Origin of the sequence: Natronomonas sp. CBA1123, from assembly GCF_009741925.1 — an archaeon.
GTDB lineage: Archaea > Halobacteriota > Halobacteria > Halobacteriales > Haloarculaceae > Natronomonas.
In genome coordinates, this window is record NZ_WPCC01000003.1 from 111,939 (window position 1) to 134,083 (window position 22,145).

At 61.6% G+C, this 22,145-nt stretch carries 17 protein-coding genes and 2 pseudogenes; 7 read left to right on the plus strand and 12 right to left on the minus strand.

The genetic code is table 11. The features are described 5' to 3' along the window. Window positions 1-18: 18 nt before the first annotated feature. The 4 genes from GJ631_RS02965 to GJ631_RS02980 all read right to left on the minus strand — a co-directional run bounded on the left by GJ631_RS02965 (window position 19) and on the right by GJ631_RS02980 (window position 4,292). Window positions 19-822: an IclR family transcriptional regulator gene (locus GJ631_RS02965; protein WP_156707715.1), complete on the minus strand. Its 804-nt coding sequence runs from the start codon at window positions 820-822 to the stop codon at window positions 19-21. A 90-nt stretch (window positions 823-912) separates the two neighbouring features. Next, complete coding sequence (locus GJ631_RS02970; protein WP_156707716.1) at window positions 913-2,052, minus strand: acyl-CoA dehydrogenase family protein; 1,140 nt, start codon at window positions 2,050-2,052, stop codon at window positions 913-915. Between the two features lie 153 nt (window positions 2,053-2,205). Then, window positions 2,206-3,111, minus strand: a complete 906-nt coding sequence (locus GJ631_RS02975; RefSeq protein ID WP_156707717.1) for an EamA family transporter — start codon at window positions 3,109-3,111, stop codon at window positions 2,206-2,208. Window positions 3,112-3,113: 2 nt separating this feature from the next. Continuing rightward, window positions 3,114-4,292: a CaiB/BaiF CoA-transferase family protein gene (locus GJ631_RS02980; protein ID WP_156707718.1), complete on the minus strand. Its 1,179-nt coding sequence runs from the start codon at window positions 4,290-4,292 to the stop codon at window positions 3,114-3,116. A 120-nt stretch (window positions 4,293-4,412) separates the two neighbouring features. Here GJ631_RS02980 and GJ631_RS02985 point away from each other — a divergent pair, with 120 nt between their 5' ends. The 3 genes and pseudogenes from GJ631_RS02985 (at window position 4,413) to GJ631_RS02995 (ending at window position 9,272) form a co-directional block, all read left to right on the plus strand. Continuing rightward, window positions 4,413-6,047 (plus strand): thiamine pyrophosphate-binding protein, encoded by a 1,635-nt coding sequence (locus tag GJ631_RS02985; protein ID WP_156707719.1) that lies wholly within the window; start codon window positions 4,413-4,415, stop codon window positions 6,045-6,047. Window positions 6,048-6,137: 90 nt separating this feature from the next. Beyond that, window positions 6,138-7,259 (plus strand): TAXI family TRAP transporter solute-binding subunit, encoded by a 1,122-nt coding sequence (locus GJ631_RS02990; RefSeq protein ID WP_156707720.1) that lies wholly within the window; start codon window positions 6,138-6,140, stop codon window positions 7,257-7,259. A 121-nt stretch (window positions 7,260-7,380) separates the two neighbouring features. Continuing rightward, a pseudogene (locus GJ631_RS02995) lies at window positions 7,381-9,272 on the plus strand (TRAP transporter permease). 88 nt (window positions 9,273-9,360) lie between these two features. Here GJ631_RS02995 and GJ631_RS03000 read toward each other — a convergent pair. Both GJ631_RS03000 and GJ631_RS03005 read right to left on the minus strand, forming a co-directional pair. Beyond that, window positions 9,361-10,110, minus strand: coding sequence for a CoA-transferase subunit beta (locus GJ631_RS03000; RefSeq protein WP_156707721.1), 750 nt, complete (start codon window positions 10,108-10,110; stop codon window positions 9,361-9,363). Further along, window positions 10,110-11,021, minus strand: coding sequence for a CoA transferase subunit A (locus GJ631_RS03005; RefSeq protein ID WP_197424777.1), 912 nt, complete (start codon window positions 11,019-11,021; stop codon window positions 10,110-10,112). Before GJ631_RS03005 ends, GJ631_RS03000 begins: the two co-directional genes overlap by 1 nt. Before the next feature lie 418 nt (window positions 11,022-11,439). Between GJ631_RS03005 and GJ631_RS03010 the strand changes: the two are divergent. Continuing rightward, a pseudogene (locus GJ631_RS03010) lies at window positions 11,440-11,822 on the plus strand (acetyl-CoA synthetase); the annotation flags it as partial. 87 nt (window positions 11,823-11,909) lie between these two features. On the opposite strand, the gene GJ631_RS03015 reads toward GJ631_RS03010, so the two are convergent. The 3 genes from GJ631_RS03015 to GJ631_RS03025 are packed head-to-tail and all read right to left on the minus strand — an operon-like array spanning window position 11,910 to window position 13,882. Next, the gene (locus GJ631_RS03015; protein ID WP_156707722.1) at window positions 11,910-12,350 is read right to left on the minus strand and encodes a universal stress protein; all 441 of its coding nucleotides are present in this window, start codon (window positions 12,348-12,350) and stop codon (window positions 11,910-11,912) included. 3 nt (window positions 12,351-12,353) lie between these two features. Then, a complete protein-coding gene (locus tag GJ631_RS03020) occupies window positions 12,354-12,803 on the minus strand; it encodes a metal-sulfur cluster assembly factor (protein WP_156707723.1) in 450 nt (149 codons plus the stop codon). A gap of 2 nt (window positions 12,804-12,805) precedes the next feature. Then, on the minus strand, window positions 12,806-13,882 hold the full coding sequence (locus GJ631_RS03025; protein ID WP_156707724.1) for an amidohydrolase family protein: 1,077 nt from the start codon (window positions 13,880-13,882) through the stop codon (window positions 12,806-12,808). A 130-nt stretch (window positions 13,883-14,012) separates the two neighbouring features. Between GJ631_RS03025 and GJ631_RS03030 the strand changes: the two genes are divergently transcribed. The 3 genes from GJ631_RS03030 to GJ631_RS03040 all read left to right on the plus strand — a co-directional run bounded on the left by GJ631_RS03030 (window position 14,013) and on the right by GJ631_RS03040 (window position 18,052). Continuing rightward, a complete protein-coding gene (locus GJ631_RS03030; RefSeq protein ID WP_156707725.1) occupies window positions 14,013-15,470 on the plus strand; it encodes an aldehyde dehydrogenase family protein in 1,458 nt (485 codons plus the stop codon). Between the two features lie 67 nt (window positions 15,471-15,537). Next, window positions 15,538-16,293 (plus strand): SDR family NAD(P)-dependent oxidoreductase, encoded by a 756-nt coding sequence (locus GJ631_RS03035; protein WP_156707726.1) that lies wholly within the window; start codon window positions 15,538-15,540, stop codon window positions 16,291-16,293. 79 nt (window positions 16,294-16,372) lie between these two features. Then, on the plus strand, window positions 16,373-18,052 hold the full coding sequence (locus GJ631_RS03040; protein WP_156707727.1) for an aldehyde ferredoxin oxidoreductase family protein: 1,680 nt from the start codon (window positions 16,373-16,375) through the stop codon (window positions 18,050-18,052). A 122-nt stretch (window positions 18,053-18,174) separates the two neighbouring features. On the opposite strand, the gene GJ631_RS03045 is transcribed toward GJ631_RS03040, so the two are convergent. From GJ631_RS03045 to GJ631_RS03055, 3 genes are all read right to left on the minus strand, one after another. Continuing rightward, window positions 18,175-19,077 (minus strand): ABC transporter permease, encoded by a 903-nt coding sequence (locus tag GJ631_RS03045; protein WP_156707752.1) that lies wholly within the window; start codon window positions 19,075-19,077, stop codon window positions 18,175-18,177. 92 nt (window positions 19,078-19,169) lie between these two features. Beyond that, window positions 19,170-20,744, minus strand: coding sequence for a sugar ABC transporter ATP-binding protein (locus GJ631_RS03050; RefSeq protein ID WP_197424781.1), 1,575 nt, complete (start codon window positions 20,742-20,744; stop codon window positions 19,170-19,172). 17 nt (window positions 20,745-20,761) lie between these two features. After that, window positions 20,762-21,919: a sugar ABC transporter substrate-binding protein gene (locus GJ631_RS03055; protein ID WP_156707728.1), complete on the minus strand. Its 1,158-nt coding sequence runs from the start codon at window positions 21,917-21,919 to the stop codon at window positions 20,762-20,764. Window positions 21,920-22,145: the final 226 nt, after the last annotated feature.

Below are 22,145 nucleotides of genomic sequence, written 5' to 3' on the forward strand. Positions count from 1 at the left end.
TTTCATAATAGCGAACGCCTATCCGTGCGCGATTTCCAGTTCGATTTCGTTAGTAACGCTCAACAAAAGATCGACGTAGTCGTCGGTCATCTTCTCGGCTTCCATTCGGTGTCTCGGCCCAGAAATGGTGCAGGTACAGTGAACACGGCCGTCCGGGGTTGTAACTGGTGCCGCGACTGCACAGAGCCCCCGCGTGCTCTCGCCGTAATTGTACGCCACTCCACGCTCTCGTATCTCCTCGAGTTCGGTCCGCAGTTCATCGCGTTCAGTAATCGTCGCGTCAGTGGCTGCCGGCAGCCCGTGCTGGTCGACGATCTCGTCTACGCGCTCTTCGGGTAACTGTGAGAGAATCGCCTTCCCCGAGGCAGTCTGGTGGAGGTACATCCGTTTTCCCGGCCGGGTCCGTGTCGGGAGGCCGTTGACGCCCGTTTCACGATAGAGAACGATTGCCTGGCCCTGCTGTTCAGTCATGCACTGCGAGATTTCCCCCGTTTCAGCCGCCAAGTCCTGTAGCTTCCCTTTGATGAACGTCGCGTTGTGGAACTGTGCGCGAACGTAGCCTCCGATGTCCAAGAACCGGAATCCGAGTTCGTACGACCCACTATTTTTCACCACGTATCCGTGCTCACGAAGCGTGGCGAGATGCTTATGAACGGTGCTCTTCGAGAGCCCGGTGTCGTCGACGATGTCGGTGATTCGAGCCCCGTCACGTCGCTTGAGCGCATCGATGATGGTGAACGCTGTTTCAAGGCTCTTGATTCTGCTCCCGGAACTGGTGGGTGCCGCCGAGTGCGCGCCGCCCGGGTGGGTGTTGTCCGACATGAAGAAGTCGGAAGTACTGGAGTCTCATAAAGACTTCCGTATAAGAAACAATTTGAAGATTCTGTTTCTTAATAACGAACTTCCCGTTCGTCAGGCGAGCGGCGGGAGGCCGTCCTCTCTGAGCACGGCGGCAATCTGGTTCTTTTGGACCTCGTCGGTGCCTGCGGCGATGCGACGACCGCGTTGCAGCCGGTAAAGATACTCCAGGGGATGTCCTTGCTGGTAGCCGTTGGCGCCGTGGACCTGGAGTGCCTCGCTAACGACGGACTCGACCATCTCCGCCGAGTAGAGTTTGGCGATGCTGGTTTCCATGCGCGCCGGAATGCGACCGCGTTCGATGGCCGTCGTCGCCGCACGGTAGGTGAGTGCGCGCGATGCCTCCAGTTGCTTCATCATATCCGCGAACTTCCACTGCATGCCCTGGAACTCGGCAATCGGTTGGTCGAACTGTTCACGGTCCTCAGCGTACTCCAGCGCCTTCGAGAGCGCACACCGTCCCATCGCGTTCGCGACCGTTGCGCTCCCGAGCCGTTCCCAATTAAGCGCCTTCAGCTGGTTCTTGAACCCATCCGGGCCGCGGGTGAGGACGTACTCTTCGGGAACGGGCACGTCCTCCATGTAGAACTGCGTCTGGGTGTACCCGGCCATATTGGTGAAATGCTGAGCAATCTCGATGCCAGGGTCATCCAGTGGAACCAACACCGTTCCGAGTCCCTCCGGGAATTTCGTCCAGACGACGGCCGCATCGGCGTCCTCTACGCTACTGACCCAGATTTTTTCGCCGTTCAAAACCATGTCGCCGCCGTCGGTCTCGGTCACCTCGGTGTCCATCGAAGCCACGTCCGAGCCCGCTTCCGGTTCGGAGATGGCGATGGCGATACACGTCTCACCGGCGGTAACCTGTGGTAGGTAGCGCTCCTTGACCGCTTCGGAGCCGAACATTTCGATGGCGCGGGGAGCGACCATCTGCTGCTCGTAGAGATACTGTGCCGTGTCCGGGCAGACTTCACCGACGGCCTCGATGGTGAGCATAGCAGCGAGTTCGTCCATTCCGCCGCCGCCGTATTCCTCGGCGATGTTGATGCCCAAGAAGCCGCGGTCAGCGAGCAATTCAATATTGTCCCACGGAGTTTCCCCTTGCCAACTGAAGGCGTCGTCCGCGAATTCCGACTTTGCGAGGTCCTGCAACGTCTCCAGTACCATCCGTTGCTCGTCGGTTAGCGAGAGCATGTCTCAACTATCGGACCGTCGTGGATTAAATTCCCCGGCGCCAACACGCCGACGACTACAGCGCGTGTTTTGGAGGGTGAATACTAGAAGCGTCTGATATTTCCCCTCCACGCGGAGCGGACCGAGCGTCTCGGGGCTTGGCCCAGAGGTGGTTCATCCGACGGTAATCAGAACGACCCCACAGACGGTGACGACCGCACCGGCAATCGTCGCCCGCGTCGGTGACTCCGTTCCCTCGAAGAGAAGGAGACCGAGCGCGACAGTGAACAGGGGACTGGAGTTGAAAATCGGGACCACCACGACGGCGTCAGCCAGCGAGAGCGCGAGGAAATACGTGCTGATTGAGGCTGTCCAGCACAGGCCAGTCGCGAGCAAATACCATCGGCTGTCCCCGGAAAGTACCGCTCGGAGCTGACCGGCATCTCTGTACAGCGAGATGGCGACCCCGACGGCGAGCCCGACCGCGAAATTCAGTGCCAGCGCAGGTACGAGTGGCGCGCCGAGTTCCGAGAGACCGAACTTGCGGATGACCGGCGTTGCGCCGAACCAGACGACGATGACCACCGAGACGAGCACTGCGGTCCGGGGGTCGACTGACTCGTTGGCCTCCTTACTGGAGCGGGTGAGGACAATGAGACCAGCAACCACCAGTACGATGCCGATAGCGAGCGGTGTCGTTAGGGTTTCGCCCAAAAAGGCGACGGCGAAGACGACGGCGACGACCGGACTCGCGCTCTTGACCGCATGAGCGATGCCCGCACCGACGAGGTCGATAGCGTTCGAGAGGAGAAATCGACCCAGCCCCGTGCCTAACAGACCACTCAAAAAGAACACGCCGGCCATCGACGGCGTCAATCGGGTCTGTCCGGTCGCCACCGCATACGGGACGAGGACAGCGACGCTCACGGCCGCGGTCACTGCAACGAGCGCCTCGGGGCTAGCGTCAGAGAGCCCCTGTCGAGCAGCAACGTATCCGAACGACGAGAGCAGTGCTGCCAACAGCGCGACGACTTCACCCGGGACTGCACCAACTGCGAGCACCAGCGGAGTACCGGCCATTCTCAGACGACACCGTCGCTCACGAACCGATCGATTTCCTCGTCGTTATAGCCGAGTTCCGAGAGCACCTCCTCGGTGTGTTCGCCCAGCCTTGGCGGGGCCTGACTCGTGTCGGTCTCGAGGTTCTCGAATTTCACGGGGTTGTTCGGGGAGCGGAACGTGCCGAGGTCGGGGTGTTCCATCTCTGCGAGCATATCGTTCTGTTCGATGTGTGGGTCGTTCACGATGTCTTCAACGGTGTTCAACGGGGTTGAGGGCACGCCTTCGGCGTTGAGACACTCCATCCACTCGTCGGTGGACCGCTCAGCAAAGAGCTCGTCGAGCTTGGCGTCGAGGTCGGCCCTGTTGGAGACACGGTCGGTGAACGTGGCGTACTCCTCACGGTCGATCCACTCCTCGCGGTCGATAGCCCGACAGAACGGCTCCCAGTGGCCCTCGCTGATTACGCCGACGACGAGGAACCCGTCAGCCGTCTCGAAGGCTTGATACGGCATCAGGTTCGGGTGTCGAGTTCCCATCCGCTGGGGGTTTTCCCCCGAAGCGAGGAAGTTCGTAACGTGGTAAAACAGGAACTGGAAACTCGAATCGAGCATCGCCAACTCGATGTGTTCGCCCTCGCCCGTCCGCTCGCGGTGGTAAATCGCGGTGAGGATGGCGTACAGCGAGGTCATCGCCCCAGAGATGTCGGCGACGGAGATACCGACGCGAGCGGGCTGGTTCTCAGTACCGGTGACGCTCATAATGCCCGAGCGGCCCTGAAGTACGATGTCGAACGCTTTCTGGCCACTGTAGGGACTGTCCTCGCCATATCCCGACACGTCGCAGTAGACGATTTCATCGTTCAGTTCGGCGACAGTGTCGTAGTCAGCGGCGAATTTCTCGGCGTCGCCCGGGCTGAAGTTCTGCATGAAGACGTCCGCCTCCTCGAGGAGGTCATGGAGGATGTCTTGTCCGTCTTCGCTGGTCAAATCGAGCGTGAGGCTTCGCTTGTTGCGGTTGAGACTGACGAAGTACGCGGAGAGGCCGTTGTACCGTGGGGTGTAGGCACGCGTGAGATCGCCGTTGGCGGGGTGTTCGATTTTGATTACCTCCGCACCGAGGTCGCCCAGCGTTTGCGTGGCAAGCGGTCCGACTAGAGCCTGTGTGGCATCCACGACTGTAATGCCCTCTAGTGGCTGCATATCCGAGGGTGAGTACCGCCGGTATTAGTCGTTACGCCAAAACCGGTCAGGAGGGGATTTTATTTTGCTCCCTCCTCAACAGGAACTCGATGATTGTGAACTATCACAGGAGGGTGCTGCATGACCGTCGGTAACGAAGTCGTGGCGCGACTCGCTGCGGAGGGTGTCGAGACCGTATTCGGCATCCCCGGAAAACAGACGCTTCCGCTGAACGAGGCTATGGCAGAGCATGGTATCGAGTATATAATGGCGCGCCACGAGACGGCAGTTAGCCACAACGCGTGGGGCTACGCTGAAACAAGTGGGGAGGTCGCTGCAACCGTCGTGATTCCAGGCCCAGGGGATATGAACGCGATGAACGGGCTCAAGAACGCCCTCAACGACTGCACACCGCTGGTCCACATCGCCGTCGAGACCGACCCCGAGGTTCGAGGTGGCGACGGCATCCACGAAACGCCGCCGGACACCTATGACAACGTCGTGAAAGAGAACTACCTCGTGGCGGAGCCACAGGGGGCGGTAGCTACCCTCACGGAGGCGATTCGGACAGCTAAGACGGCTCCGAAGGGGCCGGTCCGCGTCGGGATTCCCAAGAACTTCCTCGGGATGGACGTACCACAGGCCGCACCACCGACGGCGGACTCGTCTGCGCCACCCCAACCCGACTCGGACGCGGTCACCGAAGCCGCTGCCCTACTCGCCGAGGCTGACGAACCGGTCGTCATCGCGGGCGGTGGCGTCCGCTCCTCGGAGGCGGCAGACTCCCTCGTCACCGTCGCGGAGCGCCTCGATGCACCCGTCTTGACGACGTACAAGGGCAAAGGGACCATCCCAGAGGACCACCCGCTTTCGGCGGGCGTTCTCTGTGGCGGGACGAGTCCGGAAGTGGCCGCCGTGTTGGCGGACTCGGACGTGGCGCTGGGAGTCGGCACCGACTTCGACGCCGTCACGACCGGGCACTGGAGCCTCGATGTGCCTGACAATCTCGTCCACGTTACGCTCGATGCCGACGACATCGGCACGGGCTACGACCCGGCGCTTGCCATGGTCGCGGACGCCGACGCAACGCTCTCGGCGCTGGCGGAGGAGCTCCCGGACGTAGAGCGAAACGGCTCCGAGCGAGCGCGAACGGCCCGCGATTCCGACGATGACCGAATCGACGACCTTCTCGATGACGAACCGCCGATTACCTCCGCTGCTGCACTGCGTGCGGTCCGGTCGGCGCTACCCAAAGACACCGTGGTCGCGGCCGACGCTGGCGGGTTTCGCATCTGGACACTGGTCGCCTTTTCCGCCTTCGGCCCCCGTTCGTACGTGAACCCCGGGTCGTGGGCGACGATGGGCACCGGGCTCCCGTCGGCTATCGGTGCGAAAGTGGCCAACCCGGACAGCGACGTTGTCGCGTTGACGGGCGATGGCGGCCTCATGATGTGTATTCACGAACTGCACACGCTGGCAGCCGAAAACCTCGATGTGACCGTTGTCGTGTTCGCCAACGACGACTATGCGATTATCAGCGAGGAGGCAGAGCGGTCCTACGGGCTGTCGGAAACGGCGTATGGATGGGTGGACGCACCGCTCTCGTTTACGGACATCGCCGAAGGGATGGGCGTCGACGCCACGACCGCGGAGAGTCCAGCAGCGATCAAGAACGCGCTTACGGAAGCTCTTGACACGGACGGGCCGACGTTGATCGCAGTCCCCACTGACCCGACGGAACCGCAGGCCAGCGAGTGGATGGGCGCCGAGCGCTGATTCGAACCGACTCAAACATAATATTCCTAACAATATTCTCTCTATTTTTCCCCAAAGGTTAAGCCGATAGCCCATTCCTTAGAGTATTGTATGACACGGCTTAACAGGAGACGATTCGTTCAGTTGACGGGTGCCGCAGGTGTCGCCGGTCTGGCGGGTTGTGTCGGTGGGAACGGCGATGGTAACGGCAACGGTAATGGAGATTCCGGCAACGGTAACGGCAACGGCAACGGAAACGGTGGCGGCGGTACGACGAGTATCGCAGTAGGCATTCCGTCCGCAAGCACCACGACTGGCGCGGCGTCGAATTCCTTCCAGCGTGTCGTGCGAGAGGAATCTGCTGACACGGAGCCGGCTGGTGAACTGCGTTGGCAGAATCAGGAAACCGGCGGTGACCCGCCAAGCCTCCGACAGTTCAGCCAGGGTAACGTCCAGGCGATGACTGGCGGGAACTTCATTTTAGCGTCGGCGGTCCAGGAAGAACCGCCGTTCAGCGAGCGGCCGGTCGAAAACATCCCGCACCAGATGTTCTCGATTGCCCCGCTTCACATGCACATCCTGTCGCTCAACGGATCGGGCATCGAGACGACCGACGACCTCGTCGGCAGTAACTTCTGGCCGCTCCCGCCGCAGTGGGGCCTGCGCCAGCAAGCCGAGACGGTGTTCAAGAACACGGGCCTGTGGAGCGAACTGCAGGACACTGACTCCATCGTCAATGCGGGAACGGGAGACGTGGCTGGTCTCATCGAGCAGGGGAACGTCGACGCGCTGGTCGCCTACGGTGCCGGGTTCGCGAACCTCGCAGGGTGGGCGACGGAGGTCGACGCCCGTGCCGACCTGCAACTGGTCGACTTCACCGACTCCTTCATCGAAGGGGTCAACGGAACACGCGGGACCAGCCACTCGGCCATCGAGCCCTACGGCTGGGAACAGCAGAGCTTCGAGACCAACGAGATGGACGTTTACGGTGCCGACTTCCAGTTCTGGCTGGGCGGCAGCGTTTCGCGCGACGTCGGCTACGAGCTGGCGAAAATCAGCAACGAGAACGCTGCGGCTATCCAGGAAGGACAACCGGCGTATCTCGACCACAGTGACGCCGAGAGCATGGCGTCGCTGTATCTCGAAGACATCCCGGTCCATCCGGGCCCCTACGACTACCTAGAGGAGCAGGGTGTAGACATGAGCGCGTACACCCGCGGCGAAGAGATGTAGGTCGAGGATGAGTGAAACCCAGAGTGACCCGCCGGTATGGTCGCCCTTGGGGTTCAAGCGAGAGCACTTGCTGAACAACCTCGTCACCATCGCGGCACTGGTTTTTTGGGGACGAGTCCTGATGTACGCGGTCAACCAGAAAGCCCCACGCGCGAAGTACGCCGCCGTCTTCCTGGGAACCGCGCTGCTCGTATATGTGCTCCACGAACTCCACCAACTGGACAGCGATAAGCGTCTCGAACGACTCGGGTTGTGGCTCTGTGCCGTCGTTGGCGTCAGCGTCCCGGCCTACGTCTGGCTAAACTACCAGGTACTCGAAACGACGCGTGTCGGATACGCACTCCAACACGAGTACGTCATCGGTGGCGTGTTCGCCATCGTCGTCCTCTACTTGACCTATCGGGCGTTCGGGGCGGCCTTCGCCGGTGTCGTCGTGCTGTCGATACTGTACGCCTACTTCGGCAACCGAGTCGGCGGCTTGCTCGGCCACAGTGGCATCGCCGCCGAGCAAATTATCAACCTGCTGACGATGGAGTTCGACGGATTCTTCGGCTCCATCACCCAAATCGTTGCCGCGTGGGTCGCGTTGTTCCTGCTATACGCCGGGTTGATGCGTGGGTACGGGGCCTTCGACCTCATCATGCGGGTTTCATTCAAGACCGCAAAGTACCTTCGTTCCGGGGTAGCACAGTCGGCCGTCATTTCGAGCCTCATCGTCGGCTCGATTAACGGCGCCCAAACCGCAAACGCCGCGATGACCGGGTCGTTCACCATTCCATTGATGCAGGAGAGCGGAATGAAGGGCGAATCGGCCGGCGGCATCGAGGCCGTTGCCTCCTCGGGTGGTCAGATTATGCCACCAGTTATGGGTGCCGCGGCGTTCGTCATGGCGTCGCTCATCAGCGGTATCGGCTACGTGGACGTCCTCATCGCGGGTATCATCCCGGCGCTCGTGTTCTACATCTCCGTCGCCGTGGGCGTCCACTACATGTCCATCAAGCAGCTGCCGGAGGGTGGCATCGACATCGAGTCACGTATCGAGGACCTCGACGATGGGTTCCACCCGGTTATCGAGTTCGTCCGGTTCGGTGTACCGTTCGCTGTACTGCTGTACACGCTAGGCATCGCCCGGTACACGGTCATTTATTCGGCGCTGTTGACCTGTGCGACCATGGTGCTGACCGGTGCGGGGATTCCGTTGGCCCTCAGTTTCGTCGGCGACGACATGGCTCCGGTCGCGACGTTCAAAGACGCGGTGAACAACACCGTCTCCGGATTCAAATTCGGCGCGATTACGATGGCACCCATCGCCATCATCATCGCAGCGGTCAACGGCATCGTCGACCTGCTGAACGCGACGGGCCTGCCCGGCAAACTCTCGCTGGCGCTGGTCGGCCTCGCCGGCGGCGTCCTGCTGTTGACGAGCATCTTCGCGATGATCGTTTGTTTGGTGCTCGGACTCGGCATGCGACGGTGGCCGCTTACACCATCGTTGCATTGCTGATTGCACCGACGTTTACCGGCGAGTTCGGAATGGCACCGCTGTCCGCTCACTTCTTCGTGTTCTACGCGGCCATCCTCTCGGGAATCACACCGCCGATTGCCATCGCTGTGGTAGTGACGACGGGCATCGCGGGCTCGAACTTCTGGCGCACGGCGCTCGAGGCGCTGAAACTCGGCATGCCGTTGTTCGTCCTCCCGTTCACGTTCCTCTACAACCCCGAAATCGTGACGGGTGGATTCAACGCCGGGACTGCGGGATCCGGTCTCATCGTCCTGCTCGGAGCAGTCGCCATCACCCATGGGCTCAACTGCGCTCCGAAACCGTTCGGCATCCCGTCGCCGCTCAGCTACGGGGCGCGCGGTCTCTACGTGGCACTCGGGATTTTCGCGATGGTCTGGCCGGCGACGGTTCCGCGAATCGGGGCCGCCGTCGTCGCGCTAGTCCTCATCGCGGCACAGACGGGACTACCACGGTTCCGTGAAATCGGGGCTGCCGTCAACCAGAAGTAGCAGTCACTCTCGGCTCCCCTGTTCTTTTCCGCCTCGACAGCCGCTGTGGGAGCACGTCTCGAATCGTCGTAAAGCGAATTCACCGAACTCAGAGATAGACCCCGTCTGGGTCCAACTCCTCGCGGATGAGTTGTAGCGTATCGTCGCTGGGGACCGGCGTCGTCGTGAGGTCGTCGGAAAACTGCAGCTCCCAGCCGGTCGCCTCTTGAACTGCCGAGCGCTCGACGCCCGGGTGTAGGGACTCGACGACCATCTCACCGTCCTCGAAGCCCATCACCGCCATATCAGTGATGACGGCTGCGGGGCCGCCACGGAGGCCGAGTTCCTCTCGCTCGCCGTCGCCGTCGAGGTATCCCGGCGAGGTGACGAAGTCGACCTTCTCGGGGAATCGGCGACGGTCGTGTGGCGTGACGACCAGTGTCCGCTCGACGTTGCTGGCTATCTCGCAAGCCCCACCGCTCCCTGGCAGGCGCACGTCGGGGTCCTCGTAGTCCCCAATCACTGTCGAGTTGATGTTGCCATGGCGGTCGATTTGTGCGCCGCCGAGGAATCCAGCGTCGAGCCGACCGGCCTGGAGGTAGTAGTTGAACCCGCCGTGGAGCGACTCGAGATTCATCGCACCGGAGACGAGCACCGGGTCGCCGATCGACAGCGGTAGCGACGAGGGGTTGGCGTCGATGACTCCTGACTCGTACACCATCGTCAGGTCCGGCGCGTGCGTACGCTTGGCGAGGTTACAGGCTAAGTTCGGGACGCCGATCCCGACGAGCACTGAGTCACCGTCCCGAAGGCGATTGGCTGCGGCGGTGACCATCAGCTCCGTGTCGGTATACTCCATCAGGATCCCCCCAGATCGACCGGCACGGAGTAGCTGTTTCCGGCCTGTAAATCGAGCAAACGGTCGCTCGACAGCTTCCGGATGTACTCCTCGCGGTCCGCGACGCCGTGGACGTACTCTTCCAGCCACGCTTCGGTATCTTCAACGGTTCGGGCGGTTTCGTCCCAGTTCAGATACGCCTCGTTATCGCGGTCGTAGTACCCCTGCGCGTAGGAGGGATGTGAGCCGTACGGGCAGTTAACCACGTAGTCTACCTCGTCGCCGGTGACGAGCGTTCGGTTCGGGTCGCTACGGATGGTCGCCGTGTCGACGAGTTCCTCGACGCTGAGGATGACGGTATCAGCCGCGAGCGCCGCCTCCTTCTGCTCGCCGTGGATGCCCCAGAGGTGGCAGTTACCGTCCTCGTCGGCGCGTTGTGCCCGAACGACGGCCACGTCAGGCGTCAGTGGCGGGACGGCGTAGACCTCTTCGTCACCGAAGGGTGACTCGACGGGACGGATGTTGTCGTTGTGGTCCGGGAGGTCCGAGCCCGCGAAGGTCTTCAACGGGACGAACGGAAGATCGACCGCGCCGGCGTACAGACGAGTAGCCATTCCGAAGTGTGTGTACTCCTCCAATTCGATGGCGTTCGGAACGTCGTCCTCGGCCGCTCGCCGGAAGGCGTGGAGGCTTCCGACGCCCGGGTTACCGGCCCACGAAAAGACTACCTTCTCGACACAGCCGGCCGCTATCATTTGATCGTACACGAGGTCAGGAGTGGCCCGGCCTATCGTGAGGTTGCTGTACTCCTGTCGAATTATTTCGTGCCCGGCCGCGAACGGGATAAGGTGGGTAAACCCGGCCAGATACACGCTGTCGCCGTCGTCGATGGCCGAAGAAACGGCCTCGGACATGGATGTGACGCTGCTCATGATGCTCGTGGCTCGTGTTCGCTCTAACTCGCCGCCCCGAGTTAAAACCCCACGCCGACCGTTATTGACCGTTCCGTGGCCGATTCGGCGATACGATTCACCGGGGTTCGACTCCTCGACGAGGTGGTCTCAGGGAACGAACCCTCGGACGGTCATTCGTGACGTCGGACACGGTCAAAGACACTCTCCTCGGCTCCAGATACACTCGGACCGCAGAGTAGTTGAGACTGGCTATCTCAATGCATATGAATCGTAGAACGAGGCGTTTTCGACCTCCATCGAACTGGTAGTCGCGTCCTCTTAATCGACGGGCGACTCCTCAGACCTTATTATATAAAATTTTCACAACCTGAAACGCTTACGTACTCATGCGTATTACGTTACGAATACGCACTATTGGGTACTGCTCGAACAGACGATTGACGCGCTCAACGTCGCCGGCCGCAAAGTCGGCCCCGCCGAGATGGAAGGTGCTGCGATGGAACACGAGGCTGTCAATCAGGCCGCTGCCGTCGGCGCTCCCGACGACATCACCGGCACCGCCGTCGTCCTGTACGTAGTCGTCGAGGGAGGCTACGAGAAAAGCGACGAGTTACGCGAGGAGGTCCGTTCGAAGGTCGGCGAGGAACACGGCAAACCGTTCGGGCCGCAGGAGGTGCTGTTCGTCGACGAGTTCCCCAAAACTCAGTCGGGAAAATCATCCGACGGGCCGTCGAGGCGACCTACACCGGCGAAAGTCTAGGCGATATGTCCTCCATCGAGAATCCCGACGTACTCGACGAACTCGAAGACGCTCGGTAGCGTTATCGCGAGCTGATGCCGTGACGATGTCGAAACGCGGCGACCGGGGACAGACGGTGAGATGCCGGTAGTGGGTGTCGATAGGCATCAGTCGGCTGGCGCAGGGACAGTAACGACTGGACACGCTACGGAGAGCAGGACGTCCTGTGCGGTCGACCCGAAGAGGGCCTTCCCCGTCGGACTCCGTTTTCGGAACCCCATCACGACGATGTCGGTGTCGAGCTCGTCCACCGCTTCGAGGATCTTCGCCGACGGACTGCCGTCTTCGACGACGGTATCGACCTCGACACCGTGTTCGGTTGCGAGGTCGGTGGCTTCGTCGAGAAGGGATCGGGCAGCCTCGCGTTCGGCGGCGTACCAACCTTCCTCGCGGCCGCGGCCCCCGCGAACGAGACTGGTCTTCTTTTCCGTGTACTCGATGACGGTAAGCAGCGTGATGTCGGCGTCGGCATAGTGCGTGACGGCGTGTTCGACTGCAGCCATCGCCTGCGGCGAGTCGTCGACCGGCACTAGTATCTGGAGCGTCATGGCTCAGTCGGACCGTTCGGCGTAGGGGGTGATGTCGGCGGCTTCGATGCGCTCATCGAATCGCTCGCGGCGTTCGGCCCGCTGCTGTTCGGACATCCGTTCGGCGGTCCACACCTTCCCGCTGGTCACCTGGTGGACGTCGGCCGACTCGATACCGTCGAGGGATTCGACCCGCTCGCGGATTTCGTCGGTTATATCGATGACGTACATGCACCGCTGTGAGGTCAGCAGGATGTCGATGCGTGCCTCGCTGGCCGCCTCGTCGACCGTGATGTCATCGACGAGTCCGAGGTCGACGATGTCGATGGGGTGATCGCTCATGCAGCTACATGGATCCAGTACCTCTCGGAGTTGGGCCTTGACGGCCGTCGCGAGGTCATTATCGAACTCGGTATCGGGGGTGACGTGGCCGAGGTCGGCCTCGGGGTCCGTGTCTGTGTCGTAGATGCTCATGGTTATGCAGGTGTGTCGTAGGTCGACCACGGTTCGGCCGGGAACTCACCCGTCTCCTTGCGTTCTTGGCGTAACTGGTCCCACTTGTCGCCCTCGATGTCCTTCTTGACCTGCTCGGGGTCCTTGTCGAGGAGCCGAAGGGCGTTCTTTCCGAGGACTTTCTCCTTGATCTCGTCGGTGAGTTCGGGGTAGTCGTTTCCGGCGCGCATGTCCTCCGGAATCTCGAAGTCCCAGAACGATTCGATGGCCGCCTGCGGGTGCAGTGCGGTCGACCCGCCGGAGAAGACGATGCGGTCCGGCCCGGCCCAGTACAGCATCTCACCCAGCGAGCGGGCGAACTTCCTGGGGCGTGAGCAGGCCATGTGGATGGTGTTCTCGAGGTTCGCGTAGACGTTCTCGTGGCTCGCCATCGCGAACACGGTCTCTTCGAGGAACGAGAAGCCGGCGTGGATGACCTCGAAGTTGAGCTCGGGGAAGGCGTTGGCGGCGTCCTCGACGTCGCCCATCCGGAAGTACCGGACGGGAGCGGTCGCGAATGGAATGAACTTGTGGATTCCGACGGAGGTTACGTCGAGGTCGGCGGCCTTCTCCAGTACCGGACGGACACAGTCCTCGTTCAACTGCAGTGAGAGGTCCTGGCCGTTCTGGTAGCGGGCGGGATAGAGCTTGATTCCCTCGACGTCCTTCTCCTTGACGTAGTACTCGACCTGCTCGACCGCGTCGTCGTCGAGCGGGTTGATGTCGACGTACATCGAAACGCGGTCGGGATTGCGGTCACGCAGTTCGAACCCCTTGTCGCGGGCGACCAGGCCATCGTGGAAGTAGTCGTCGAGTGGTAGAGAGTGATAGTTCGTATAATCGACCTGACTCTCGAGGAACAGTAGCCGCTCGAGTTCCTCGACCGAGTGGTCGCGGAAAAAGACTTCTTTGGGATGGACGTACTCCTCGGGTTGCAGTTGCTCGCCCAGCTCGAACGTTTCCCTGTCCCAGCGCTCGGCGTGTGGGTGTTTCCGGTTCTCCTCCGTATGGTTGAAACAGTGTGAAACTGAATCAACGACTAGTGCGCCACTCTCTAACATAGCATCGTATGGTTTCTCTGAGTGGGTAATAAATCTTCGGATGGGTCTCGTTCCGTTTCCGGCCCGCGATTGGTCGGATACATCGACGCACAAGCTATTTGTCGAGATAGTGTGTTCGATTCGAACGCCGATGTCCGAGAACGCAGACACTGCGAGTAGCGACCAGTACGACCTGTGGATCGACGGGGCCGAGCGACCGTCCGGACGCGAGGAGCGGCTGACGATTGTCGACCCCGCGACCGAATCAGAACTCGCCGCAGTCGCGATGGCGACGGCCGACGACGTTGACAACGCCGTCGAGTCCGCCCGTGAAGCCTTCGAGTCGTGGCACCGTCGCCCGCCGAAGGACCGGACCCGCGTGTTGACGGCTATCGCGAACGCCATCCGCGAGGACAAGGACCGACTCGCCCGAATCGAAACGCTCGAAAACGGCAAACCGTTCGAGGAGTCCAGCGGACAGGTCGAGCGCTGTGCCCGCCACTTCGAGTACTACGCAGGCGTCACCGACAAGGTACAGGGCGAATCGATTCCGCTTTCCGAGGAGTACGTCGACTACACAGTCCGAGAACCGCTCGGGGTCACCGGCCACATCGTGCCTTGGAACACGCCGATATACCTCTTCGCGCGCAGCGTCGCCCCGGCACTCGCGGCCGGCAACGCCGCCGTCGTCAAACCCGCCGAAGAGACGCCGCTCGGCGCGCTCGAAGTGGCTCGAATCGCGACCGAGGCCGGCTTGCCCGACGGGCTCATCAACGTGGTTCCGGGCGACGGTGACGAGGCCGGAGCCGCACTCACCGGTCATCCGGACGTGAACAGCATCACCTTCACCGGTTCGGGACCGACTGGGACGGCGGTCGCGAAAAAGGCCGTCGAGAACGTCACCGAGACGCATCTCGAACTCGGCGGGAAGAGCCCCAACGTCGTCTTCGCTGACGCCGACTGGGACGCGGCCATCGAGGGGGTACTGACGGGTATCTTCACGAACGCCGGGCAGGTCTGCTCGGCCGGGTCCCGGCTGCTCGTCCAGGAAGATATCCACGAGTCGTTCGTCGCCGAACTAATCGAGCGGACGGAGTCGCTCGACGTGGGTCCCGGTATCGAGGACAGCGATATGGGGCCACTCGTCTCCGAGGACCATCTGGAGAAGGTCACGAGCTACCTCGAGATCGGTCGGGAAGAGGTCGGCGCCCCCGTGACCGGTGGGAACCGGATCGACCGGGACGGCTACTTCGTCGAACCGACGATCTTCGATGACGTGCCGATGGACACACGCATCGCCCAGGAGGAAATCTTCGGCCCCGTCCTGACGGTCACGACCTTCGCCGACGAGGACGAGGCCATCGAACTCGCCAACGACACCGACTACGGCCTCGCGGCCGGCGTCTACACCGAGAACGGCGGGCGTGCCCATCGCTTCGCTCGCGAGGTCGACGCCGGTCAGATATACATCAACGAGTACTACGCGGGCGGCAACGAAACGCCGTTCGGTGGCTTCAAACAGAGCGGTATCGGCCGCGAGAACGGCATTCAGGCTATCGACAACTACACGCAGATCAAAAACGTCTGTGCGAACGTTGCCCGGCGCTAACTGCCAGCACTCTCTGTCGCCCGGTCGAGCGGCAACCTTTATGTGTGGAAAGTTACCACGCAGTATCATGGCAGGAAAATTGAGCGGTAAGGCTGCGCTAGTAACGGGGGCGTCCTCGGGGAACGGTCGTGCCATCGCGCGGCTGTTCGCTGAGGAAGGGGCGAGTGTCACGGTCGCGGACATCCGCGACGACCCGCGGATGGGCGGCGAGCCGACCCACGAACTCATCACGGCGGCAGGTGGCGAGGCACAGTACGTCGAGTGCGACGTCAGTTCCGCCTCGGACCTACGGGCCGCCGTCTCAGCGACCGTCGACGCCTACGGTTCGCTGGACATCATGATCAACAACGCTGGCGTCGAACGACAACGCCCCATCGAGGAGGTAGACGAAGACGACTACGACTGGCTGATGGACATCAACCTCAAGGGCGTCTACTTCGGGAGTCAGGCCGCTATCCAGCAGATGCTCGACCAAGACGGCGGGGGTGTCATTATCAACATGTCGTCCATCGCTGGCATCCGCGGCCTGGACGAGTCCTCGTTGTACTGTACGTCGAAAGGTGGCGTAACGAACCTTACACGGGAGTTAGCCGTCGAGCACGGCGAGAACGACATCCGCGTCAATGCACTGAACCCCGGCTTTATCGAGACTGCGATGACGATGGAGGACGGCGAAACCGCCGGCGGCATCTTGGAGCAGACACCGCTGGGACGGGCCGGCCAGCCCGAAGAGGTCGCCGACGCGGCGCTGTTTCTCGCCAGCGACCAGTCGTCCTTCGTTACCGGTCACAACCTCGTGATGGACGGCGGTTTCACGGCGTAACCGAGACGTACGGGCGTTTTTCGACACTCGGTCTTGCTAGTGAGAACGCTTAATGTGGACCAAGACGATACCGAATCGTATGCTGCACGTAAAAGGACCACTCCTGACCGTAGACGTGGGTGCGCACGACACCCGGACGACGGACATCGCTGACGTGCTGGAATCGTTCATCGGTGGCCGTGGCGTCGCCACACGACTCGCCCACGAGCGGATTCCGTTCGATGCCGACCCCCTGGGTCACGAGAACAGCCTGTTTTTCACCACCGGCCCGATGCAGACCTCGAACATGAGCTTTACCGGCCGAACCAACTGCACCGGCGTCTCGCCGCTGACCGGTGGCCTGCTCTCCTCGAACGCCGGCGGGTTCATATCACGAAACGTCGCCGATACGGGATACGGTGCCGTCGAAATCACCGGGGAGAGCGACGAGTTGGTGGCTCTCCACGTGAGCGACGAGGGCGTCGAATTCGAGGCCGTCCCCGAATTGGACGGTGCGACGGTCCCTGAGGTCACCGAGTATATGGCCGACGAACACGGCTTGAGCGAGGAACACACGGCCTGTATCGGGCCGGCCGGCGAGAATCTCGTTCGATTCGCTTCGATCATGACCACCGAGAGCCGCGCGTTCGGACGCGGGGGTCTCGGTGCGGTACTGGGCGCGAAGAACGTCAAAGCGATTACCTTCGAGGGAGACTCCCGTCGAACGAGCGATATCGATTCGATTCAGATGGATATCCACCGCGAGGCAGCGACGAGCGATAGCCTGATGAAAGAACAGGGAACGACCAACGTCACCGACCTCGCCAATCAGGTCAAGGCGCTCCCGACCCGGTACTTCTCGGAGCTGTCCTACGAAGGCGTCGAGGGAATCAACGGCGAAGCTGTCGGGTCGAAGAAGTACAAGAAAGGAACCTGTTCGTCGTGTGCGTTCGCCTGTAAACTCCCGACGAGAGACGAAGAGCGTGGAATCGAGACCGAGGGGCCGGAGTACGAGACGGTGATGGCCTTCGGCTCGAACTGCGATGTCGACGACGTCGTCGACGTGATGCAGTCAAACGAGTTGTGTGACCGCTACGGGATGGACACTATCTCCTGTGGCAACGCCGTTGCCGCCTACCTCGCAGCGAACGACGAGTTCGGGAACACCGAACTAATCTTCGAGACCGTCGAGAAGATTGCCCATCGCGAAGGAGAGGGCGATCTCCTCGCCGAAGGCATCGACCGCTTCCACGACGAGCTGGGCGTCGACAACTGGACCGTTAAGGGCCTGTCGTTCGCGGCGCACGACGGTCGGAAGCTCCACGGGCAGGGATTGTCCTACGCCGTGGCCACGCGCGGTGCCGACCACATGTTCACCACCATGTACACCTGGGAGTACCCCCTCGTCCCGAACGACGAAGCCCTCCCACAGAGTGGCCTCGACGGGAAGCCCGAGTTCGTCATCGAGCAGGAGAACGCCCGTGCCATGGAGGACTGTGGTATCGTCTGTCGATTCGCCCGGTCGTTCATGACGCCCGAGCGGTTCGAGGCGCTGTTCGATGAGGAGTACGGGACGCTGCTCTCGGTCGGTGAACGGGTCGTCGAACTGGAGCGACATTTCAACAACCAGCGCGGTATCGATCGTGCTGATGATACCCTTCCGTACGAGCTTCCGGGATTCGAAGCCGCACTCGAGGAGTACTACGCCCAGCGTGACTGGAACGAAGACGGAACCGTCCCGGACGCCGTGGTCGACGACGACCCGGTATCGGCGGACTGACGGCAACGCTCTACGGACGTTCGTTTCTGCGGTTGCTGCCTGCGTCGAAGAAATCTATGGTTGCTGCGTACGTCAAAGAAGTATTCCCGTAGGACAGACGGTTGGGGTGTGTTCGTACCCCGTTACTTCACCACGTCGATCTTTTCACGGTCGATGGACATCGCCACCGCCGCGACGACCACGAGCCCAAGGATGATTTCCTGGACGAACGAGTCGACCCCGAGTAGGTTCATGCCGTTGTTCAGAACCGCGATGACGAGTACACCCAGAATGGTCCGGTGGGGACCGCCGACGCCGCCGGTCAGCGCCGTCCCGCCCATGACGATGGCGGCGATGCTGGGTAGTAAGAGCCCACTCCCGATGTTCGGCGAGGCTGACGAGATGCGGAGCGTCAGCAGGACGCCGGCGGTACCACAGAGCAGCCCCGACAGCACGAAGGGGTAGATCTTGTAGCGGTCAACCTTCGCGCCGGCTAGCTCTACGACGCGCTCGTTCTCGCCCAGCGCGAAGCAGTAGCGGCCGAACTTCGTCCGGAAGGCTAAGATGATGGTGCCAACGTAGATGAGCAGCCCCCAGAGCACGAGGTTGGGGATACCGAGAACGTCCCCGGTCGAGATGGTTCTGATGGCGGGATTCCGGAAGGTGATGGTAGAGCCGCCAGTGATAATCTTCCCGACCCCGGCCAGCACCGAGAGCGTTCCGAGTGTGACGAGGAACGAGGGCACCTTGAGCTTCGTGAAGACGATGCCGTTGAACAAGCCGGCGAGCATCCCGACGCCGATGGCAAGCGGGATTGCCAGCAGGCCCAAGCCGAACTCCGTGATCAGAACGACGGTCGCGACGCCCGTCAGCAGCACAATGGATTCGACCGAGAGGTCGATACTCTGCTGGAGGATCGGGAAGGTCCCTGCCAGTGATACCAAGAGCAGCGTGACGGCGTTCTTCGCGACGTTGTCGAGCAGATTCCCTTCGGTGAAAAATTGCTCCGTCGTGAACGTGAAGATAATCATCAACCCGAACAGCATGACGAACGGGCCCAGATCCTGTATCCAGTCATGGAGGGTACGCTCTTCTCGCTTTTCGGTAATCCACTCGCTGACGCTAGTTGTACTCATTGTTAAATCATCTCCTGTATCAGGTCTTCTTCGGTCGGTTTGTTACCCGGCGAAGCGTCGAAGGGGTCGTCGACGAACTCGCCGCCTGCCATCACGGCGATGCGGTTGGACATGCCGATAACCTCGGGAAGCTCGTCGCCGATGAAGACGATCGAGACCCCTTGCTCGGTCAGTTCACGGCAGAGGCGGTACACCTCCTCCTTCGCGCCGACGTCGATTCCCCGGGTCACGTTGTCCATCACGAGTACCGGGGTCTCCTGGGCCAGCCAGCGACCGATGACGACCTTCTGCTGGTTCCCACCGCTCAGGCCGTGCACCAGCGCGTTGGGCCCCGGCGTCTTGATGTCCAACTCCTCGATAGCGTCGAGGGTCGCCTCCTTCTCGGCATCCATATCAAGCAGCGGTATGTTGCCGTTCATATCTCGGACCATCGCCAGAGAGGTGTTGACCAGCACCGACTGGTAGAGTAGCAGTCCCTCTGACTTCCGGTCCTTCGGGATGTAGCCGACGCCCGCATCGACCATGTCCGAGACCGTCGGGTCCTGCAGGACGGTGCCGTCGACGGAGACAGAGCCCTGCGTCATATCGAGGTCGCCCGCGAGCAGGCGCCCTAACTGCTGCTTGCCTGACCCTTCGACGCCGACGATGCCGAATATCTCGCCCTCGCGGATGGAGAAGGAGACCGGGCCGACCGTGTCGTCGCAGGTCACCTCCTCAACGGACATCGTCGTCGCGCCGAGGTCTGCCTCGCGCTGCTGATCGGGGATGCGGTAGTACTCGTCGGCGGTTTCCCGGCCGACCATCGCCTGCTGCAGCGAGTCCGTGGTTGCTTCTGCCGCGGTAGCGGCGTCGACTCGCTCCCCGTCCTTGAGGACGACAATCCGGTCGGATATCTGCAGCACCTCGTCCAGTTCGTGGGAGACGAAAACGAACGTCGCCCGGTCACGAAGGTCGTTCACGAGGTCGAACAGGAGCTTCCGGCCGCTCTCTTCGAGCCCTGCCGTTGGTTCGTCGAGCAGGATGACGGGGTTCTCGGACTTCTGGGAGACGTGGAACGCCTTCGCAATCTCGAGCATCTGGCGCTCGTTGAACGTGTAGTTGCGCACGTAATCGTCGACATCGATGTTGATGCCGAGATCGTCGACGAAGGCCTGGGCCTCTTCGCGCATCTGTTCCTTCTCGAGTACCCCGAACCGCTCTCGCTCCCGCCCGAGATAGAGGTTCTCGTATCCCCGCATGGTCGTGATGACGTCCTGCTCCTGATGGACGAGCGAGACGCCGTAGTTCGCTGCTTCACGCGGATTCGTGAACGTGACGGGCTCGCCGTCGACGTACAGCTGGCCCTCGTCGGCCTGCAGCACGCCGGTCAGGATGTTCAGTAGCGTGCTCTTGCCGGCGCCGTTCTCTCCGACCAGCCCGACGACCTCGCCGTGGTCGACAGCCAGCGACACGTCCTTGAGGGCCTGTACGTGGCGGAACGACTTCGAGATGCCCTCGACGCGGAAGCTGTGGTCGCCCCCGCTGGTCGGGCTGCCCCGGTCCGCGTCCATCGCGTCGGTGTGTATCTCTGATTCCATTTGGGGTGTGATGAGCGTTATTTGAGCGGGTTCGACTTGAACTGGTCCTTGTACAGCTGGGTCGTCTCCTCCTGGGTGGCGTCGTCGGTGTAGACGCCCGGCAGGCTGTAGCCGCTCGGCTTGTCGTCCTCCTTCCAGTCGAGGACCTCCTTCATGTCCGCGAGGTCCATCGGCTGGAGGTCGATCTGGGGATCCCAGGCGTCTTCGCCGGCCTCGACGACGGACATTTTCTTCCAGTCGTAGGGTGTCTCGCCGGAGAAGATGTCCTCGTTGTAGTCGGCGGCGTCGACGACCGGGAGTCGGTCGATTGTGTCGGTCCACTCGTCGGGATTCTTGACACAGACCGGTGCGTTGAACGACATCATCTTCTCTGCGGGGCTGAGCGTGTGCCCGTTGATGTAGTCGTGGCACTTCGCGACCGACCAGCCGGCCTGCCACGGGCCCATGCCCGAGACGGTGCCGGTCATTCGGTCCTCGGCGATGGCCGCCAGCCCGGGCTCGCTGGCGTCGATGCCGACGACGGGTACATCGATATCGTTCTCCTCGAGAACGGTGAGCCCACCCAGCGCGACGGCGTCGTTCTGGCCGAAGTAGCCGTCGATGTCGTCGCCGAACTGGGAGACTTTGTCGTTCATGACATCCCGCGCGTCCGACCGAATAAAGTTACCGGGCTGTCGGCTGCCGGCCATCTCGATGTCGGGGTATTCCTCCATCGCGAGGTCGACACCTTTGTTCCGGCCGATGTTCGGGGCTGTTCCGCGGTTGCCCTCGATGTGGACGAACTTCCCGCTGCCGCCCATCGACTCGAACAGCATCTTCGCGGCGCTGTAGGCGTGGTTGACAAAGTGTGGTGTAAAGAACTGTACGTACTCCTCACCGGCGTCCTGCGGGACGAACCAGTCGGCGATGGTAACCGCAAGCAGACCCGGGGTGTCCCCCTGCACTAGCGTCTCTGCTAGCGAGATGGCTGCCGCGTTGGTGTAGGTCTGGCCAACGATGAAATCGGCGTTACTCGCGAGTGCCGTGTCAAATTGTTGCTTCTGGGTGCTCACCTCACCGTTGTTCGTCTGGACGTTCGTGTCGTAGCCGAAGGCCTCGGCGGCCTCGAGATAGCCCTTCTCCCAACTGAGCCAGTAGGAGTTCTGTCGGTTGGCGATGGAGGCCATCGAGGTCATGCTCCCACTTCCATTCCCGTTTCCGTTTCCATTTCCGTTGCCGTTCCCGGTGTCACCGTTCCCCCCCAGTGCATCCCGCGAGAGCACCGAGTCCGAGGGCGGTGGCTCCTGTGACGAACTGACGCCTGCTCTGATTGGTGGTATCTTCTGTCATCCGTGGTCTGAGTAAGCTATGGAATGTGCCCGTATATATAATTATGGGTGTCTGTACAAGCGTTTGGATTGT

What these genes read in the sequence shown, in the direction of transcription:
- GJ631_RS03005 (WP_197424777.1), bottom strand. Translation starts at nt 11,021, where the DNA reads ATGAGCAGCGTCACATCCATGTCCGAGGCCGTTTCTTCGGCCATCGAC.
- GJ631_RS02990 (WP_156707720.1), top strand. Translation starts at nt 6,138, where the DNA reads ATGACACGGCTTAACAGGAGACGATTCGTTCAGTTGACGGGTGCCGCA.
- GJ631_RS03000 (WP_156707721.1), bottom strand. Translation starts at nt 10,110, where the DNA reads ATGGAGTATACCGACACGGAGCTGATGGTCACCGCCGCAGCCAATCGC.
- GJ631_RS03045 (WP_156707752.1), bottom strand. Translation starts at nt 19,077, where the DNA reads ATGCTGTTCGGGTTGATGATTATCTTCACGTTCACGACGGAGCAATTT.
- GJ631_RS02975 (WP_156707717.1), bottom strand. Translation starts at nt 3,111, where the DNA reads ATGGCCGGTACTCCGCTGGTGCTCGCAGTTGGTGCAGTCCCGGGTGAA.
- GJ631_RS03055 (WP_156707728.1), bottom strand. Translation starts at nt 21,919, where the DNA reads ATGACCTCGATGGCCTCCATCGCCAACCGACAGAACTCCTACTGGCTC.
- GJ631_RS03040 (WP_156707727.1), top strand. Translation starts at nt 16,373, where the DNA reads ATGCTGCACGTAAAAGGACCACTCCTGACCGTAGACGTGGGTGCGCAC.
- GJ631_RS02970 (WP_156707716.1), bottom strand. Translation starts at nt 2,052, where the DNA reads ATGCTCTCGCTAACCGACGAGCAACGGATGGTACTGGAGACGTTGCAG.
- GJ631_RS03025 (WP_156707724.1), bottom strand. Translation starts at nt 13,882, where the DNA reads ATGTTAGAGAGTGGCGCACTAGTCGTTGATTCAGTTTCACACTGTTTC.
- GJ631_RS03020 (WP_156707723.1), bottom strand. Translation starts at nt 12,803, where the DNA reads ATGAGCATCTACGACACAGACACGGACCCCGAGGCCGACCTCGGCCAC.
- GJ631_RS03015 (WP_156707722.1), bottom strand. Translation starts at nt 12,350, where the DNA reads ATGACGCTCCAGATACTAGTGCCGGTCGACGACTCGCCGCAGGCGATG.
- GJ631_RS03035 (WP_156707726.1), top strand. Translation starts at nt 15,538, where the DNA reads ATGGCAGGAAAATTGAGCGGTAAGGCTGCGCTAGTAACGGGGGCGTCC.
- GJ631_RS02965 (WP_156707715.1), bottom strand. Translation starts at nt 822, where the DNA reads ATGTCGGACAACACCCACCCGGGCGGCGCGCACTCGGCGGCACCCACC.
- GJ631_RS02985 (WP_156707719.1), top strand. Translation starts at nt 4,413, where the DNA reads ATGACCGTCGGTAACGAAGTCGTGGCGCGACTCGCTGCGGAGGGTGTC.
- GJ631_RS02980 (WP_156707718.1), bottom strand. Translation starts at nt 4,292, where the DNA reads ATGCAGCCACTAGAGGGCATTACAGTCGTGGATGCCACACAGGCTCTA.
- GJ631_RS03050 (WP_197424781.1), bottom strand. Translation starts at nt 20,744, where the DNA reads ATGGAATCAGAGATACACACCGACGCGATGGACGCGGACCGGGGCAGC.
- GJ631_RS03030 (WP_156707725.1), top strand. Translation starts at nt 14,013, where the DNA reads ATGTCCGAGAACGCAGACACTGCGAGTAGCGACCAGTACGACCTGTGG.